Source organism: Achromobacter sp. CF-sbj1-Ac2-l, from assembly GCF_052698165.1.
Genome location: NZ_CP199855.1, coordinates 3,180,239 through 3,197,851, shown reverse-complemented (window position 1 = coordinate 3,197,851; position 17,613 = coordinate 3,180,239). Strand labels below are relative to the sequence as shown.

Here is a 17,613-nt window from a genome sequence, read left to right as displayed (position 1 = left end):
GTGAGGCGGCAGCGCGCCGCCCGGCACGCCAAGCCGGCTCCCGTACAGGGGGCCGGCTTTTTTCATGGGCGCCCGGTCAATCCGCCAGCCGCGCGGCGGCGTCGCGGACCACCTGTTGCAGCCACGCCAGCGCCGCGTCGCCGGGCGCGCGCCGGCTGCACACCATGTCGATATCGAAAGGGCCCGGGTCGACCTCGGGCGGCAGCGGCCGCAGGGTCAGGCCGGGGCCGGCCAGCCGCAAGGCGGCGCGCCGCGCCAGCGTGGCCACCAGGTCGGTGCCTTGCACCGCGTGCGGCAGCGCGACGATGTGGGCGAAGGTGCAGGCCACCCGGCGCCGCTGGCCCAGCCGCGCCAGGCTGGCGTCGACCACGCCGCGCGCCGAGCCGTCGTCGCTGGGCGTGAACAGCGCGTGCGGCAGCGCCACGTAGCGCGCCAGGTCCAGCTTGCGGCCGCGCAGCGCCGGATGCTGCCTGTCGGCGATGCAGACGAAGTGTTCCTGGTACAGCCGTTCGCGCAGCATGCGCTTGGGCGGCGCCAGGTGGCCGCCGATGGCCAGGTCGACGCTGCCGTTGTCCAGTTGCTCGTAGAGGGCGGCGCGGTCGAGCCGCGCGATGCGCAGGTCGATGCCGGGCGCGTCGCGCCGCAGCGCCGCGACGATGTGCGGCACGATCACCACGTCGGCGTAGTCGCTGGCCGCCACGGTGAAGCGGCGGCCGGCGGCGGCCTGGGGATCGAAGCCGGCGCCTTGCGCCAGCGCCTGGCGGATCTGGTCCAGCGCCGCGCTCACGGCCGGCATCAGCGCGACGGCCTTGGGCGTGGGCTGCATGCCGTCGGCGGTGCGGAGGAACAGCTCGTCCTGGAACAGCAGGCGCAGGCGGCCCAGCGCGCTGCTGACCGAGGGCTGGGCGCGGTTGATGCGCTGGCCGGCCAGGGTCACGTTGCGGGTGTCGTAGAGCGCCTCGAAGGCGACCAGCAGGTTCAGGTCGACGGCGGAAAGATTCATGCGATCAATAATACGAATAGCGATTATGGATTTCAACAATTCCATGGCGCGGTCCTACCATGGCTGGCAGCAATGGAATCGAAGGACTGCGCAATGACGACCGTACTTATTACCGGCATCGAACCGTTCGATGGCGAAACCCTGAATCCCTCCTGGGAAGCCGCGCGGCGGCTCGATGGCGCGCAAGTGGCCGGCGCCACCCTGGTGGCGCGCCAACTGCCGTGCGTGATCGGTAAGGTGGTGGGCGTGCTGCGCCAGGCCATCGAGGACACGCAACCGGACCTGGTGATCTGCCTGGGCCAGGCGGGCGGCCGCGGCGACGTGTCGATCGAACGCGTCGCGATCAACGTGGTGGACGCGCGCATCCCCGACAACGAAGGCCGCCAGCCGATCGACGAACCGGTGGTGGCGGGCGGCCCGGCGGCCTATTTCTCGACCCTGCCGATCAAGGCCATCGTGCGCGACCTGCGGCGCGCGGGCGTGCCGGCGTCGGTGTCGTCGACGGCGGGCACCTACAACTGCAACACCATCTTCTACGGCCTGTCGCACTACATCGCCACCGAGCGTCCGGCGTTGCGCGGCGGCTTCGTGCACGTGCCGTACCTGCCGGAGATGGCGGCCCATCATCCCGGCCAGCCCAGCCTGGCGCTGGAGACGCTGATCGAAGGCGTGAAGGTGATGGTGGCGACTTCGCTGGCCGTCACGGCGGATGTCAAGGAAGGCGGCGGCGCGCTGCATTGAAAGGAGACGGACGATGGATACCTTCAACGACGCCGACGCCTTCGCGCTGGACGGCGTGCCGTTCCGCCACCGGCAGGTGCGGGTGGACGGCCTGGGCTATCACGTGGTGGAAGGCGGCGCCGGGCCGGCGCTGGTCCTGCTGGCGGGGTTTCCGCAGAGCTGGTACGCGTGGCGCCGGGTCATGCCCCTGCTGGCGCCGCACTTCCGCCTCTATGCGGTGGACCTGCCCGGGCAGGGCGACTCGGACAAGCCGCTGGACGGCTACGACACTCGCGCGGCGGGCGAGCGCCTGCGGGCGCTGTTCCACACGCTGGGGCTGACGCGCTACGCGCTGGCCGGGCACGACATCGGCGCCTGGATCGCCTATCCCTACGCGGCGCGCCACGCCGACGAGGTCGAGCGCCTGGTGCTGCTGGACGCGAACATCCCCGGCGTGACGCTGCCCGCCAGCTTCGAGCTGGGACCGGACAACTGGAAGCGCTGGCATTTCCTCTTCAACACCGTGCCGGACCTGCCCGAAGCGCTGTTGCAGGGACGCGAGCGGGTGCTGATCGAGTGGTTCTTCAGCCGCAAGACCGCCAACAAGCCGGGCGTGTTCAGCCGCGCCGACCTGGATGAGTACGAGCGCGTCTACCAGACGCTGGGCGGCTTGCGCGGCATGCTGGGCTATTACCGCGCGGCGCACCAGTCGGCCGAGCAGAACCAGGCGCTGCGCGAGACGCCGTTGACGCAGCCGGTGCTGGCGCTGGGCGGCGAACACGGCAGCGCGCCCGATCTGTACGAGGCGCTGGGGCCGCTGGCGCGCGACCTGCGCGGCGGGGTGCTGGCCGATTGCGGCCACTATCTGCCGGAGGAGCAGCCGCGCGAACTGGCGCGGCGCATGCTGGCGTTCCTGGCGTAGCCGGGCGTGACCGCCGCGGCAGACGGCCGCCCCGGCAAGGGCCGCCCCGGCGAAGGGCCGCCCCGGCGAAGGGCCGCCCCGGCGAAGGGCCGCCCCGGCGAAGGGCCGCCCCGGCGAAGGGCCGCCCCGGCGAAGGGCCGCCCCGGCAAAGGACCGCCCCGGCAAAGGACCGCCCCGGCATTTCCACATTGCGCATCGGTATTTGTCCGGCGCGCGGCGCGCTCCTATCCTGGCCTGCTTGGAATTTCCGCAGGGAGCAGGATGATGGGCAATCGACGCAGATCCGTACTGAAGGCCGCGCTCGGCCTGGCCGGCGGCGTGGTGGTGGGCGCGGGCTTGTTGAGCAACATGACCGGCGCCGCGCCGGCCGCCACCGACGACGCCAGGCGCTATCCGAGCCGGCCTGTCAAGCTGATCGTGCCGATCGCGGCCGGCGGCAGCGCCGACAAGCTCGCGCGCACCGTGGCGCAGAAGCTGAGCGAGAAGTGGGGGCAGAGCGTGGTGGTGGAGAACCAGCCCGGCGCCAGCAGCGCTATCGGCAATGCCGCGGTGGCGCATGCGCGCGGCGACGGCTACACGCTGCTGCTGGGCGGCGACGCCTTGTCGCTGAACGCGCTGCAACCCGGCAAGCCGCTGTACGATCCGCTGCGCGACCTGCGCGGCGTGACCAAGGCGGTGGTCAATCCGCAGTTGCTGGTCGTGCGCCCGGGCCTGGGCGTGAAGACCTTCCAGGAATTCGTGGCGCTGGTGCGCAGCCGGCCCGGCGAGATCTCGCTGGCGCTGCCTGGCGGCAATGGCAGCCTGCAGCACCTGGCGGTGGAACTGCTCAACGAGCGCATCGGCGCCAAGACCAACCAGATTCCCTATCCGGGCGGCGGGCCGGCCACGCTGGATGTGCTGGGCGGCCATGTGGACGCCATGCTGATCACGCTGGCCGCCGCCACCGAGAACGTGCGCTCGGGCAAGCTGGTGGCGCTGGCGGTGACCACGCCGTACCGCTCCAAGGCGCTGCCCGAGGTGCCGACCATGCAGGAGGCGGGGCTGGCCGACTACGCGGTCGAGAGCTGGCAGGGCTTCGTGGTGCCGGCTTCGACGCCGAGCGCGCTGGTCGAGCGCATCCATCGCGACGTGGTGGCCGTGCTGCGCGAACCGGAGACCGCCACGCTGCTGGAGAACCTGGGCTTCGCCATCGCCGCCTCGACGCCCGAAGCGGTCGACCAGACCGTGCGCGACGACATCGCCACCTATCGCCGCGTGATTGCCACGGCCGACGTCAAGCTCCAGTAGGCGCGCCGCAACAGCGGTTTCATATTCATATCTGAAAGTCTTCTTTGTGTTGTGCGGCGCCGGACCGCAGCATAGAACTTCGTTCAATGCCCACGACACAACAACATGAAGACTCGCAATATCTCCGGCCGTATCCTGCAGGCGGCCGTCGCGCTGGCCCTGGCGGCCGGCGCCACCGGCGCCCACGCCGATGCCACGCTGGACAAGATCAAGGAACGCGGCACCGTCACCATCGGCGTATTGGCCAACGGCGGCGTGTTCGGCTCGATCGACCCGGCCACGCAGCAGCTCGTCGGCTGGAACCCCGACCTGGCGCGTGAACTGGCCAAGGGCCTGGGCGTGAAGGCCGAGCTGGTGCAGGTGCAGACCGCCACCCGCACCCAGTTCCTGATCTCGGGCAAGGTCGATCTGCTGATCGCATCGATGGAGCTGAATCCGGAGCGCGCCGAGATCCTGGGCTACGCGCCGACGCCGTTCTTCCGCGTTGGCGGCGCGGCCGCCACCCGCAAGGACAGCGGCATCGCCAAGTGGGAAGACCTGCGCGGCAAGCCGGTCTGCGTGTCGCAGGGCAGCAGCTTCGCGCGGCCCCTGCAGGCCGACTACGGCGCGGTGGTCAAGGGCTACAAGAGTTCTTCGGACTCGCTGCTGGCGCTGCGCGGCGGCCAGTGCGTGGCGGCGGTGCACGATTCGACCCTGATCCACCCGCTGTTGCGCACCAATCCCGAATGGGCCGACTACCACGCGCCCATCGCCACGGAAGTGCTGCCGGCCAATTCGGTGGTGTGGACCCGCAAGGGCGAGGCCGACACCATCGCCGCCGTCGACAAGGTGATCCAGGGCTGGCACCGCAGCGGCTGGCTGATCGCCACCGAGAAACGCCTGGACATCCAGCCGCCGCAGCCGCTGCTGCAGGAACTGCACGACAAGTACAAGCAGGGCAGTTGAGCCTCGCGCCCGCCCGTGTTGGAAAAGACCGATGAATAGACAAGCAATCAAGTGGGCCGCCGCGCTGGCGCTGGCGGCCCTGGCGACGGCGGCGCACGCCGACGCCACCCTGGACCGCGTCAAGCAGCGCGGCAAACTGGTGGTGGGCGTGGACGGAGCCAGCCCGCCGTTCGGCCTGCTCGATCCGGCCACCGGCAAGGTCGGCGGCTTCCAGACCGAGCTGGGCCGCGACATCGCCACCCGGCTCGGCGTCACGCTGGAGACGGTGCCGGTGACGGCCGCGACCCGGGTGCAGTTCCTGCAGGCTGGCAAGGTCGATCTGCTGATCGCCAACATCCAGTGGACCCAGGAACGCAGCGAGATCCTGAGCTATGCGCCGACCCCGTACAACCTCGTGGGCGGCGCGGCCATGGTGTCAAAGCGCAGCGGCATCAAGCGCTGGGAAGACCTGAAGGGCAAGGTGGCCTGCGTGTCGCAAGGCAGCAATTTCGCCAAGCCCTTGCAGGAGACTTACGGCGCGGTGGTCAAGGGCCTGCGCAACATCCCTGAATCGCTGCTGGCGCTCAAGGGCGGCAGTTGCGATGCGTCGGTGCACATCCAGCCGGCGCTGTACGAGACGCTGCACGGCCCCAACGGCAAGGAATGGGACGGCTTCGAGCTGGCCACGCCGGACCAGTTGATCCCGTCGCCCACGGTAATCTGGACCCGCCGCAACGAGGCCGATACCCGCGCCTTCGTCGATGGCGTGATCCGCGACTGGCACAAGTCCGGCCTGCTGGTGAAAGAGGCCGACAGGTTCGGCGTGCCGGCAGATTACCTAAAGCAGGCCAACGCCGACGCGCAGGCCGGCAAGTTCGACAGCGCTCCCCCCGAGGCCCAGGCCAAGCCATGACGACGGCCGCCAGGGACACGCTCGATCCCCTGAACCTGATGAATCCCGGAAAGGTCCTGTCATGACTGAATCCCTGTTTCCCGGCGTGTTCGCGCGCCGCGTCCGTGGCGTGGAGCTGTCGCCGATTGCCGCGGCCGGCGCGCGCGCCGCGCGGCTGGCGGCCGAGGGCCGCTCGATCGTGGTGCTGACCTCGGGCGAGCCCGACTTCGACACGCCCCAGGCCATCAAGGACGCCGCCGCGCTGGCGCTGGCGCAAGGCCAGACCAAGTACACGCCGACGGCCGGCACCGCCGCGCTGCGGCGCGCCGTGGCCGATGACTACCGCCAGCGCCACGGCCTGCCGACCGAGTCGGCCAACGTCATCATTTCCAACGGCGGCAAGCAGGTGATCTACCTGGCCCTGGCCGCCACGCTCGACGAGGGCGACGAGGTGATTGTGCCGACGCCGTACTGGCCCACCTTCCTGGATTCGGTGCGGGTCAACGGCGGCACGCCGGTGCTGGCGCCGACGGCACCGGCCGATGGCTTCAAGCTCACGCCGCAGGGCCTGCGCCAGGCGCTGACGCCGCGCACCAAGTGGCTGATCCTGAATTCCCCCGGCAACCCCTCCGGCGCGGTCTACAGCGAGGCCGAGCTGGCGGCCTTGGCCGCGGTGCTGCGCGAACATCCGTCGGTGCTGGTGCTGTGGGACGAGATGTACGAACAGATCTGGTTCGACGAGGCGCCCACGCACCTGCTGCGCGCCGCGCCGGACCTGGCGGGGCGCACGCTGGCGGTCAACGGCGTGTCCAAGGCCTACGCCATGACCGGCTGGCGCATCGGCTGGGGCGTGGGGCCGGCGGCGCTGATCGGCGTGCTGGAGGCGGTACAGTCGCAGGTGTCGTCGGGCCCCAGTTCGCTGGGCCAGGCCGCCGCGCTGGTGGCGTTGCAGGGCGTGGCCGACGACTTCGTCGAGAACGCGCGGCTGGCCTATGCGCGCCGGGCGCGAGTGATCGTCGACGGCCTGGGCGCGGTGCCTGGCCTGAGCGTGACGGCGCCGCGCGGCTCATTCTTCGCCTGGATTGGCGTGGCCGGCCTGATCGGCCAGGTCAGGCCCGATGGCGCCGTCATCGCCGACGATGGCGACGTGGCCGACTGGCTGCTGGAGGCCGAGGGCGTGGCGGTGGTGCGGGGCGCGGCCTATGGCTTGTCGCCGTACCTGCGGCTGTCGTTCGCCGCCTCGGACGCCAAGGTGGCGGAGGCCGTCGCGCGCATCGCCCGCGCGGTCGCGGCGCTGCGGCCGGCGGCGCTGGAGGCGGCCGCATGATCGAACAGGCATTGCAGGCCTGGGTGCATTTCTTCAAGCCCCTGGGCCTGAACTACGGCTTCGTGCTGGATCCGGGCGAGCTGTCCGCCTTCGGCCACGGCCTGCTGGTGACGCTGCAACTGTGCGCCTGGACGATTCCCGTCAGCCTGCTGTTCGGCGTGCTGATCGCGGCCGGGCTCACCAGCGGCCGGCCCTGGCTGGCGCGGCCGCTGCAGGCCTTCGTCGAGCTGACCCGCAACACGCCGACGCTGGTGCAGCTCTATTGCGCCTTCCTGGTGCTGAACATGCTCATCACGCAGAAGCTGGGCGGCGGCAGCCCGATCACGCCGTTCATGTGGGTGGTGATCGTGGTGGCGCTGCACAAGGGCGTGTTCCATGCCGAGGCGCTGCGCGCCGGCATCGAGGCGGTGCCGTCGGTGACGCTGGAGGCGGCGCGCTCGCTGGCCTTCTCGCGCCGCCAGATCCTCACGCAGGTGCAACTGCCGCTGGCGCTGCGCTTCGCGCTGCCGGCGCTGGTCAACAACCTGGTGGACCTGGTGAAGATGACCGCGATCGCCTCGGCCATCGCGGTGGGGGATGTGACCTACGAGTCCATCATGATCTGGTCGCACCGCGACAACGTGCTGGAACTGCTGCTGCTGATCCTGCTGTATTTCGGCCTGCTGACCTGGCTGGTGAGCGTGGGCGGACGCTGGCTGGAAGCGCGCTTGAGGATGCCCGGCTATGGCCAATGAACTGGTATTGAATGGCGCTGCCGCGCATCGTGCGGGCGGCGGCTGGCGGGCGCTGCTGCGGGATCCGTGGGTGGTGCTGCTGCTGGCGCTGGTCGCGCTGGGCGTCGCCTGGGCGCTGACCGACAGCGCGCCGGCCGCGGTGCGGCACCTGTGGCACTGGTCGCCGGCGCTGCTGCGCGGCCTGGGCATGAACGTGCAGATCAGCGTGCTGGCCATGGCGCTGGGCACGGCTGCCGGGCTGGTGGTGGGCGCGCTGTCGCTGTCGCCTTCGGCCCTGCTGCGGCGCCTGACGCGCATCTACGTGCTGGCGTTCCGCAACGCGCCGATCCTGGTGCTGGTGTATTTCACCACCTACGTGTTCCCGTTCGAACTGAACCTGGGCGGCTGGAACCTGCCATTCCCGGACTGGATCAAGGTGGTGATCGGGCTGGGCCTGCCGGCCAGCGCCAACGTCGCCGAGATCTTCCGCGGCGCGATCCAGTCGATCCCCGAGGCGCAGTGGGAGGCGGCGCAGTCGCTGGCGTTCCGGCGCGCGCAGATCTTCCGCATGATCGTGCTGCCGCAGTGCGTGCGGCGCATGCTGCCGTCGTGGATGAACCTGTACGCCAGCATCACCATGAGCACCTCGCTGGCCTCGCTGGTCGGCGTGCACGACCTGGTCGACACCGCCACGGTGGCCAGCAACACGGTGGCGCGCAGCGACTTCACCATCCTGGTCTATTTCACGCTATTGGCGCTGTTCTTCGCCTATTGCTATCCCATCGCGCGCTGGACGCGCCATCTGGAACGACGTTATGCGCATCACTGACAGCGGCGGCCACGCCGCGACCGACACCCCGCTGGTGAGCCTGCGGGACGTGCACCTGGCATTCGGCCAGACCGAGGTGCTCAAGGGCATCGACGTCGAGGTCCGGCCTGGCAACGCGGTGTCCATCATCGGCCCGTCGGGCTCGGGCAAGTCCACCATCCTGCGCTGCATCACCGGCCTGCTGCGGCCGCAGCGCGGCGAGATCGAGGTCGGCGGCGTGCGGGTCGACGCGCTCAAGACCGAGTCCGAACTGATCGCCCTGCGCAAGCGGGTGGGCTTCGTGTTCCAGCAATACAACCTGTTCCCGCACCTGAGCGTGCTGGAGAACCTGGTGATCTCGCCCACCAAGGTCAACGGCCAGCCGCGGGCCCAGGCCCAGGCGCTGGCGCGCGAACTGCTGGCCAAGGTGCGCATGGACCACAAGGAAAACGCCTACCCGGGCGAGCTGTCGGGCGGCCAGCAGCAACGCGTGGCCATTGCCCGCGCGCTGGCCCTGCGGCCCGAACTGATCCTGTTCGACGAAGTGACCTCGGCGCTGGATCCGGAAATGGTGGGCGAAGTGCTGACGGTAATACGCGACCTGGTGCAGGACGGCCTGACCTGCGTGCTGGTGACGCACGAAATGCGCTTCGCCCAGGAGGTGAGCGACACGGTGTACTTCACCGAAGCCGGCCGCATCGTCGAGCACGGCCCGCCGGCGCGCATCTTCGGCCGGCCGGACAGCGAGCGCACCCGCGCCTTCCTGCAACGCGCCTCGGCCGAGCCGCCGGTGCGGCGCGCCCAGGCCGATCCGATCGATGCCTACCTGACCTTTGACCCGCTGCGCCTCGCAGTGTGATGCCTTTCCGCAACCCGGAGCCGACATGACCACCGAATCTTCCGTTACTCTCGAACGCCGCCAGCAGGTGCAGGACGCCCTGGCCGACATCCGCGGCCTGCTGGCCGCCGCGCCGCTGACGCGCGACCTGCTGGCGCGGATCACCACGCGCCTGGAGCAACTGGCGCAACAGCGCGCGCTGTTTCCCGCCACCGAATTCGCGCCGCCGGCGCCGGGGCAGGGCGTGGGGGCCTCGACCCGCTACCGCCTCAATCCCGACGACGCCGCCGGCGAACCGGCGCTCTACCTGAACTCGATCAACCCGGGCAAGACCACCTTGCCGCACAACCACACCACCTGGGCGGTGATCGTGGCTCTGTCGGGCCAGGAGCTGAACCGCGTCTACCGCCGCAGCGACGACGGCTCGCAGGCCGGCCGCGCCACGCTGGAACAGGTGCGCGAAGTGGTGGTGCAGCCGGGGCAGTCGGTGTCGTTCCTGCCGGACGACATCCACAGCATCCACGTCACCGGCGATGCGCCGACCCTGCATTTCCACCTGTATGGGCAGCCGCTGGAGACGCTGTCGGGCCGCATCGGCATCGACCTGGCCACCGGCGAGATCGTCAACTACAACGCCACCCAGATGAAGCCGGGCCAGGAGCAGCGCGCATGAGCCTCGATCACGCCCACGTGCAGACCCGGCTGGTGCATGCCGGCAGTCCCGACCTGAAGCAGGGCGCCGGCCCGGTCAACGTGCCGGTGGTGCGCACCAGCACCGTGCGCTTCGCCGATACCGCCACCCATGCCGCGCTGAACGCGCAGCGCGCCGCCGGCGAACGCGTCGCCACCTACGGCCGCCATGGCCTGGACACGCACCAGGCGCTGGAAGCGGCGGTCGCGTCGCTGGAAGGCGGCCATCGCAGCATCCTGGCGCCGTCCGGCCTGTCGGCCATCGTGCTGGTGCTGCTGGCCACGCTGGCGCCGGGCGAGCATGCGCTGGTGTCGGACAGCGTCTATTCGCCGGTGCGGCGCGTCGACAAGGCGCTGCTGCAGCGCTACGGCATCGAGGTCGAATACTTCTCGCCCGACCGCGACGATCTGGCCGAACGCTTCCGCCCCAACACGCGGCTGCTGTACCTGGAGTCGCCCAGCTCGCTGCTGTTCGAAGTGCTGGACCTGCCGGCGCTGGCCGCCCAGGCGCGCAGCCGCGGCGTGCTGGTGGCCACCGACAATACCTGGAGCGGTGGGCTCTACTACCAGCCGCTGGCGCTGGGCGCCAACATCTCGATCCAGGCCGCCACCAAGTACCTGGCCGGCCATTCCGACGTGATGATGGGCGTGGTCACGGTCGACAGCCCCGAGCTGGCGCGGCAGGTCGGCGCCACCTACGACGCGCTCGGCCTGGCGGTGGGCGCGGACGATGCCTACCTGACGCTGCGCGGCCTGCGCACGCTGGACGTGCGGCTGGCGCGCCACCACCAGAACGCGCTGAGCGTGGCCGAATACCTGTCGCGCCATGGCGATGTGGAACGGGTCTTTTACCCGGCGTTGCCGCAGGATCCGGGCCATGCGCTGTGGCGGCGCGATTTCAGCGGCGCCAGCGGCCTGGTGTCGTTCGCGTTCAAGGCCGGCCAGCCTGGTGCCGCGGCGCGCTTCATCGACGCGCTGCGCTATTTCTCCATTGGCGCGTCCTGGGGCGGCTACGAGAGCCTGGCCCTGGAGGCGGCGCCGGAACGGCTGGCGGAGCACAGCGTGTGGCAGGGCGGCCATGAAGTGGTGCGCCTGCACATCGGCCTGGAGCATCCGCTGGACCTGGTCGAGGACCTCGACCGGGCCTTCGGCGCGGTCCGCGACGGCCTGCGCCGCAGCGCCTGATGCATATGCAAATGACTGCGTTTCCTTAGGGATTCTGATTATGTAGAAGCAATTACAACCTCTTTGTCCGGTTGTACCCTCGGGGTCTAGAATTTGCCTTGTTCCACGGTTGGCGGCAGGGCATGTCTTCTATTTCTTCGATCGGATCGGTACAGCTTTCCTTCGCGGCGCGGCAATTGGATGCCGTGCGCGAGTTCTACCGCGGCACCCTCGGGCTGGATGAGATGCCGGTCCCGGACGGGCGCCTGCTGTTCGCCCTGGGCGACGCGACCCTGTCGCTGTCACCCGTGGCCGAGGTCAGCCGCGAGGTGCGGGCCGACTATCTGGCGATCCGCACCCACGCCTACGACGACATTCTGCTGCGCCTGCGCGACGCCGGCTTTCATCCGGTCTGTTCGCTGCCCGACGCCTCGCCGCGCGTCATGTACGTCAAAGATCCCAGCGGCAATCAACTGGCATTTCTCGGCTAGGCCTCGTGCTCGGCTCCCTCACACAGGCCTCGGCGATTCCATGAACTTCCAGCAACTGCGTTCCGTGCGCGAGACCGTGCGCCGCGATTTCAACCTGACCGACGTATCCGAAAGCCTGCACACTTCGCAGCCTGGCGTCAGCCGCCAGATCCGCGAACTGGAGGAAGAGGTCGGCGTCGACATCTTCGTGCGCTCCGGCAAGCGGCTGATCGGCCTGACGCCGCCGGGCGAGCAGATCCTGCCGCTGGTCGAGCAGATCCTGCAGTGCGCCGACAACATCCGCCACGCCGGCGCCGAATACGCCGACAGCCGCAAGGGCGTGCTGTCGATCGCGGCCACGCATTCGCAGGCGCGCTACGCCTTGCCGCCGGTGGTCAAGGAATTCCGCCAGCGCTATCCCGACGTGGTGCTGCACCTGCACCAGGGATCGCCCAAGCAGGTCTCGGAGATGCTGCTGGAGGGCGAGGCCGACATCGGCGTGGCGACCGAGGCGGTGGCCGACTATCCCGGCCTGCTGAACCTGCCGTGCTACCGCTGGAGCCACAGCGTCATCGTGCCCAAGGGGCATCCGCTCGCCGCGGTGGACGGCGGCATCAGCCTGTCGCAGCTATCGCGCTATCCCATCATCACCTACGGGCGCGGCTACACCGGCCGGGCCCATATCGACGAGGCCTTCGCCCGCGCCGGCATCACGCCGGACATCGTCATGACGGCGATGGACGCCGACGTCATCAAGACCTATGTCGAGCTCGAACTGGGCGTGGGCATCGTGGCCGCCGTCGCCTGGGACGCCGAGCGCGACACGCGGCTGTGCGCCATTGACGCCCGCCATCTGTTCGAGATCAACCTGACGCGCCTGGCGATCCGCCGCGGGGCGTGGCTGCGCGGCTATGCCTTCCACTTCATCGAGATGTTCGTGCCGACATTGACGCGCGCGGTGGTGGACCAGGCGCTCAAGGGCGAAGCCTGAGACCGGGCGAGGGCGCGCATCGCCGGCCGCATAACCATAGACGCATTTCTACGTTGTCCGCGCCCGGTCGCGGACGTAGGCTGATTCGGTTCTTCAACCCCAGGAATTCCGGATCCCATGAGCACCCATCCCGACGCGGCCGCCGCCGCTTTCCGCCACGATACCGAACGCGCCCGCGCCGTGCGCGACTTCATCGCGCAGGTCAAGGCGCTGGCGCCGGACCCCGCGCGCGCCACGCCCGAACAACTGGCCCCGGTTGCCCGCCTGCTCGAAGCGCTCGGACGCCGCGCGGAATTGTTTCCGGCCGAGGCCTTCGCCGTGGTGCCCGGACGGCCCACCTCGATCTACCGCCTGGCCGAAGACGCGGACGGCGGCTACGCGTTGTACCTGTCGCTGGGCGAGCCCGGCAAGGCGCAGCCGCCGCACGACCACACCACCTGGGCCATCATCGCCGGCGTCTCCGGCAACGAGCGCAACGAGGTCTATGCGCGCAGCGCCGGCAATGAGCCCGGGCGCGACGTGCTGACCCACGTGCGACGAGTGGACGTGGCGGCCGGCAGTTCCATCGTGCTGGGACCGGCCGACGTGCACACCATCGAACTGGTGGGCGACGCGCCCGGCGCGCACCTGCATTTCTACGGCCTGGCGCTTGACCGCCTGCACGGCCGCGTGGTGTTCGAGAGCACCGCCGGCGGCGCCTACCGCACCTTTTCGCCGCCGGCCGCGATCTACCATGCGCGCCTGTCGCCCGCCGGGTTGCAGGAAGCGCTGCGCGGCGAGGCGGAGATCGCCGTGCTGGACGTGCGCGAAGCCGGCCGCTACGCCCGCCGCCACCTGCTGTACGCAGTGCCGGCGCCGCTGTGGCGCCTGGAAGTGCTGGCCGACCGCCTGGTGCCGCGCCGCGACACGCGCATCGTGCTGGTGGACGACGACGAGACGCTGGCGCATCAGGCCGCCGCCAAGCTGACGCGCCTGGGCTGGACCGACATCTCGGTGCTGGCCGGCGGCACCGACGGCTGGGAGCGGGAAGGGCGCGAACTGTTTTCGGGCACCAACGTGCCCAGCAAGGCCTTCGGCGAAGTCATCGAACACGAAAAGCACACGCCGTGGATCGACGTCGACGACCTGCACGAGCGGGTCGCGCGCGGCGACGACATCGTGGTGGTCGACAGCCGCACGCCGGAGGAATTCCACAACTTCACGCTGCCGTTCTCGCACAGCCTGCCGGGCGCCGAACTGGTGTACCGCATCCGCGAGCTGGCGCCGGATCCCAAGACCTTCGTGGTGGTGAACTGCGCCGGCCGCACGCGCAGCATTGTCGGCGCGCAGACGCTGATCGACGCCGGCATCCCGAACCGCGTCGCGTCGCTGCGCAACGGCACCATGGAATGGCTGCTGTCCGGCCGCGAGCTGGCCTATGGCCGTCAGGCGGCGCTGCCCGAACCGTCGGCCGACAGCGCCGCCGCCGCGCGCGAGCAGGCGCGCGGCGTGGCGCAGCGTGCCGGCATCGGCCATATCGACGCGGCCACGTTGCGCGCCTTCGAGACCGAGCAGGGCACGCGCACGCTGTACAAGTTCGACGTGCGCACCCGCGAGGAATACGAGACCGGCCACCTGCCGGGCTGGCGCTGGGCGCCTGGCGGCCAACTGGTGCAGGCCACCGACGAGTACCTGGCCACCCGGCGCGCGCGCGTGGTGCTGGCCGACTGGGACGGCGTGCGCGCCCAGACCACCGGCGCCTGGCTGGCGCAACTGGGCGCGGTCGAGGTCTACCTGTACCAGCCGCCGGCGCTGGCGGCGCTCGAACGCGGCGCCGAGCCGCGCCGCGTGCTGCGGCACCGGCCCGACGTGCCGGCGCTGCGGCCGCAGGCCTTGCAGGCGGCTATCGACGCCGGTTCGGCGGAGGTCTACGACATTGAATCGCGGTTGGCCTACGAGCGCGGCCACGTGCCCGGCGCGCGCTATGCCGCGCCGGATCGCCTGCAGGAGTTCCTGCCGGCCGACACGCAGCGGACGATCGTGTTGACGTCGCCCGACGGCGTGCTGGCCGCCGTGGCGGCGGCCGAGCTGGCCTGGCGCACCGGCCGCCCGGTGCGCTACCTGCTGGGCGGCACCCGCGCCTGGCAGGCGCAGGGCCTGCCGCTGGCGCAGGGCGCCGACGGCGTGCTGACGGGCGACGACGACCAGAGTATCAGTCCGTACCTGTTCGACGATCTCTCGGCGCGCGACCAGGGCTTTCGTGACTACCTCGATTGGGAACTGGGGTTGGTGGCGCAACTGGAGCGCGACGGCAGCGCGGATATCCGGCTGATCGCGGCGGCATAGGCGGAGCGTTTGGGTGCCGCGGGCGATGCCCAGCTAGGGCGTCCGCCGCGCGGCGCTACGGCGCCGGCCTGTCGTGAAGGCAGGCGCCGCGCTGGCCTCGCGCCGGAATTCGCGGGCGCTGGTCGCGATCGACCGCGACCTGCGCATTCCGGTAATCAGGATATGACCAGTAAATTGTTCCTGACTGTAAGCTGAACAAATATGCTCCGGATTCCCAGGCCGCATTGTGCCTGCTTCCGGAGACCATGATGTCCCTATCGAAACTGCTGGCGGGCGCCTTCGCCGCGCTGGCCGCGCTGATGGCCTTTCCCGCCACGGCGCAACATGCCAAGTACCTGGTCACCACCGAGTGGCTGGAGAAGAACCTGAACGACCCCAAGGTGCGCGTCATCGAGGTGAGCGTCAACCCCGGCCTGTTCGAGCGCGGCCACATTCCGGGCGCCAGCAACGTCAACTGGCACACCGACCTGGTCGACACCGTCAACCGCGACATCGCGCCGCCCGCGCAGTTCCAGGCCCTGTTGCAACGCACCGGGGTCAACAGCGACAGCACCACGGTGCTGTATGGCGACAACAACAACTGGTTCGCCGCGTGGGGCGCCTGGATCTTCGACATCTATGGCATCGAGAACGTCAAGATCCTGGACGGCGGCCGCAAGAAATGGGAAGCCGAGGGCCGGCCGCTGTCCAACAGCGTGAAGATCCCCGCCGCGGGCAACGCCCGCCCGAAGGACGCCAACACCGCGTTGCGCGCCCACCTGCAGGACGTACTGGCCGTGGCGCGCAAGGACAAGGCGGGCGTGCTGGTCGACATCCGCTCGGCCGATGAATACAACGGCAAGATCTTCGCGCCCAACGGCGTGCCGGAACTGGCCGTGCGCGCCGGTCACGTGCCGGGCGCGGTCAACGTCACCTGGAGCAAGCTGGTGGCGGAAGACGGCACCTTCAAGTCGGCCGACGAACTGCGCGCCATCTACCAGGCGGCGGGCGTGGACGGCAGCAAGCCCATCATCACCTATTGCCGCATCGGCGAACGCTCCAGCCATTCGTGGTTCGCGCTGCGCAAGCTGCTGGGCTACGACGTGCGCAACTACGACGGTTCGTGGACCGAGTATGGCAACAGCGTCGGTTCGCCGATCAGCAATCCGTCCGGCACCGTGTGGGGCAAGACCTGAGTGAGCGCCCAGGCAACTCCCGCGTCGCCGGCTCCGCCGCCGACGGCGTTGACGGCGGGCGCGGTCCCGCCGGACGTCCCGGCGATCGCCAATGCGGCGGCCGTGGCGCTGCTGGCCGCCATCGGCGCGGCCGCCTGGTGGCTGGCGTCGCAGCCCGAGGGTGGCCGCGGTTTGTCCCTGTCGCTGCTGCTCGGCGCCGCCTTCGGCATCGTGCTGCAGCGTTCGCGATTCTGCTTCTACTGCATCGCGCGTGACGCGATCGAACGGCGCGACCCGGCCGGCGCCTATGCCGTGCTGGTGGCGCTGGCGGTCGGCACGCTCGGCTACCACGCGGTGTTCGGCGCGTTCCTGCCCATCCCCGGGGCCGAGCGCCTGCCGCCCGGCGCGCACATCGGGCCGGTCAGCCTGGCCCTGGTGGCCGGAGCGTTCGTGTTCGGGGTCGGCATGCGCATTTCGGGCTCCTGCATCAGCGCGCACTTCTACCGCCTCGGCGAAGGCGCGCTGGCGTCGCCATTCGCCTTGCTGGGCGCGGGCGTCGGCTTCGTGCTGGGTTTCGCGTCCTGGAACACTTTGTACCTGGCCATGATCCAGCAGGCGCCGGTGGTGTGGCTGCCGCACCACCTCGGCTACGGCGGCGCCGTGCTGCTGCAAGTCGCGTTGCTGGCGTTGCTGGCGCTGGGCCTGAGCCGGCTCGGCCGGCGCGTGCCGGCCGCGCGCCAGGCCGATGGCGCGCCTGACGGCGCCGCCATCCGGCCAGCGAATGCCTCCCAGCACGCGGCGAACAACCCGGCCACGCCGCCGTCCTCGCCATGGCAAGCCGTGCTGCGGGACCGCTGGCCGCCCGCCGTCGGCGGCCTGCTGGTGGCCTTCATCGGCGTCATCGCCTATCTGCGCATCGCGCCGCTGGGCGTGACCGCCGAACTGGGTAGCGTGGCCCGCACCGCCGCGTCCGCGACCGGCGCGCTGCCTCCACGCCTGGAGGGGTTGGACACCTTCGCCGGCTGCGCCACCGTGGTCAAGCAGGCGCTGCTGTCCAACAACGGCGCCTTCGTGCTGGCGTTGGTGGCAGGCGCCTGGGCCGCCGCGCTGGCCGCCGGCGCGTTCCGGCCGCGTTTGCCGACGGCGCGTGAGATCCTGCGCAATTTCACCGGCGGGGTGCTGATGGGGTGGGGCGGCATGACCGCGCTGGGCTGCACCGTCGGCACCTTGTTGTCCGGCGTGATGGCGGGCGCCGCCTCGGGCTGGATCTTCGGCGCGGCCTGCGTGGCGGGGATCTGGGTGGCGCTGAAGCTGCGCCCCACGCGCTGAGCATCCGTCCGCTTTCCTGCGACCACCGCTTCCGCTCGACCGTTCCCGCCGATACG

Annotated in this window: 17 protein-coding genes; 16 read left to right on the top strand and 1 reads right to left on the bottom strand. The window is 70.3% G+C overall.

Translation table 11 applies throughout. The annotated features are described in order from the left end of the window. Positions 1 to 76: 76 nt before the first annotated feature. Positions 77 to 1,003 (bottom strand): LysR family transcriptional regulator, encoded by a 927-nt coding sequence (locus ACUDCK_RS14600; protein WP_054504223.1) that lies wholly within the window; start codon positions 1,001 to 1,003, stop codon positions 77 to 79. Positions 1,004 to 1,096: 93 nt separating this feature from the next. On the opposite strand from ACUDCK_RS14600, the gene pcp reads away from it, so the two are divergent. The 16 genes from pcp to ACUDCK_RS14520 all read left to right on the top strand — a co-directional run bounded on the left by pcp (position 1,097) and on the right by ACUDCK_RS14520 (position 17,557). Beyond that, entirely contained in the window at positions 1,097 to 1,744 is a 648-nt protein-coding gene (gene pcp, locus ACUDCK_RS14595; protein WP_054430555.1) for a pyroglutamyl-peptidase I, read from the top strand. A 13-nt stretch (positions 1,745 to 1,757) separates the two neighbouring features. Next, entirely contained in the window at positions 1,758 to 2,645 is an 888-nt protein-coding gene (locus ACUDCK_RS14590) for an alpha/beta fold hydrolase (protein ID WP_175167969.1), read from the top strand. A 261-nt stretch (positions 2,646 to 2,906) separates the two neighbouring features. Beyond that, complete coding sequence (locus ACUDCK_RS14585; RefSeq protein WP_420867713.1) at positions 2,907 to 3,932, top strand: Bug family tripartite tricarboxylate transporter substrate binding protein; 1,026 nt, start codon at positions 2,907 to 2,909, stop codon at positions 3,930 to 3,932. A gap of 105 nt (positions 3,933 to 4,037) precedes the next feature. Then, positions 4,038 to 4,877, top strand: coding sequence for a transporter substrate-binding domain-containing protein (locus ACUDCK_RS14580; RefSeq protein ID WP_054416957.1), 840 nt, complete (start codon positions 4,038 to 4,040; stop codon positions 4,875 to 4,877). A 31-nt stretch (positions 4,878 to 4,908) separates the two neighbouring features. After that, positions 4,909 to 5,769, top strand: a complete 861-nt coding sequence (locus ACUDCK_RS14575; protein WP_054504221.1) for a transporter substrate-binding domain-containing protein — start codon at positions 4,909 to 4,911, stop codon at positions 5,767 to 5,769. A 61-nt stretch (positions 5,770 to 5,830) separates the two neighbouring features. Beyond that, positions 5,831 to 7,075 (top strand): aminotransferase class I/II-fold pyridoxal phosphate-dependent enzyme, encoded by a 1,245-nt coding sequence (locus tag ACUDCK_RS14570; protein ID WP_054504220.1) that lies wholly within the window; start codon positions 5,831 to 5,833, stop codon positions 7,073 to 7,075. Next, positions 7,072 to 7,809 (top strand): amino acid ABC transporter permease, encoded by a 738-nt coding sequence (locus ACUDCK_RS14565; RefSeq protein WP_054416961.1) that lies wholly within the window; start codon positions 7,072 to 7,074, stop codon positions 7,807 to 7,809. The genes ACUDCK_RS14570 and ACUDCK_RS14565 overlap by 4 nt, the downstream gene beginning before the upstream one ends. Next, complete coding sequence (locus tag ACUDCK_RS14560) at positions 7,799 to 8,617, top strand: amino acid ABC transporter permease (protein ID WP_054504219.1); 819 nt, start codon at positions 7,799 to 7,801, stop codon at positions 8,615 to 8,617. The genes ACUDCK_RS14565 and ACUDCK_RS14560 overlap by 11 nt, the downstream gene beginning before the upstream one ends. Continuing rightward, on the top strand, positions 8,604 to 9,455 hold the full coding sequence (locus ACUDCK_RS14555; protein ID WP_175167968.1) for an amino acid ABC transporter ATP-binding protein: 852 nt from the start codon (positions 8,604 to 8,606) through the stop codon (positions 9,453 to 9,455). The genes ACUDCK_RS14560 and ACUDCK_RS14555 overlap by 14 nt, the downstream gene beginning before the upstream one ends. Before the next feature lie 25 nt (positions 9,456 to 9,480). Continuing rightward, positions 9,481 to 10,107: a cysteine dioxygenase family protein gene (locus ACUDCK_RS14550; protein ID WP_047990843.1), complete on the top strand. Its 627-nt coding sequence runs from the start codon at positions 9,481 to 9,483 to the stop codon at positions 10,105 to 10,107. Beyond that, positions 10,104 to 11,309: a cystathionine beta-lyase gene (gene metC, locus ACUDCK_RS14545; protein WP_175167967.1), complete on the top strand. Its 1,206-nt coding sequence runs from the start codon at positions 10,104 to 10,106 to the stop codon at positions 11,307 to 11,309. The genes ACUDCK_RS14550 and metC overlap by 4 nt, the downstream gene beginning before the upstream one ends. A 122-nt stretch (positions 11,310 to 11,431) precedes the next feature. Continuing rightward, complete coding sequence (locus ACUDCK_RS14540; RefSeq protein ID WP_049077856.1) at positions 11,432 to 11,779, top strand: VOC family protein; 348 nt, start codon at positions 11,432 to 11,434, stop codon at positions 11,777 to 11,779. 40 nt (positions 11,780 to 11,819) lie between these two features. Then, complete coding sequence (locus tag ACUDCK_RS14535) at positions 11,820 to 12,749, top strand: CysB family HTH-type transcriptional regulator (RefSeq protein WP_049073954.1); 930 nt, start codon at positions 11,820 to 11,822, stop codon at positions 12,747 to 12,749. Positions 12,750 to 12,866: 117 nt separating this feature from the next. Further along, positions 12,867 to 15,074: a rhodanese-like domain-containing protein gene (locus ACUDCK_RS14530; protein WP_175167966.1), complete on the top strand. Its 2,208-nt coding sequence runs from the start codon at positions 12,867 to 12,869 to the stop codon at positions 15,072 to 15,074. A 245-nt stretch (positions 15,075 to 15,319) separates the two neighbouring features. After that, complete coding sequence (locus ACUDCK_RS14525) at positions 15,320 to 16,249, top strand: sulfurtransferase (RefSeq protein WP_198513057.1); 930 nt, start codon at positions 15,320 to 15,322, stop codon at positions 16,247 to 16,249. Between the two features lie 84 nt (positions 16,250 to 16,333). Then, positions 16,334 to 17,557: a YeeE/YedE family protein gene (locus ACUDCK_RS14520; protein WP_420867715.1), complete on the top strand. Its 1,224-nt coding sequence runs from the start codon at positions 16,334 to 16,336 to the stop codon at positions 17,555 to 17,557. Positions 17,558 to 17,613: the final 56 nt, after the last annotated feature.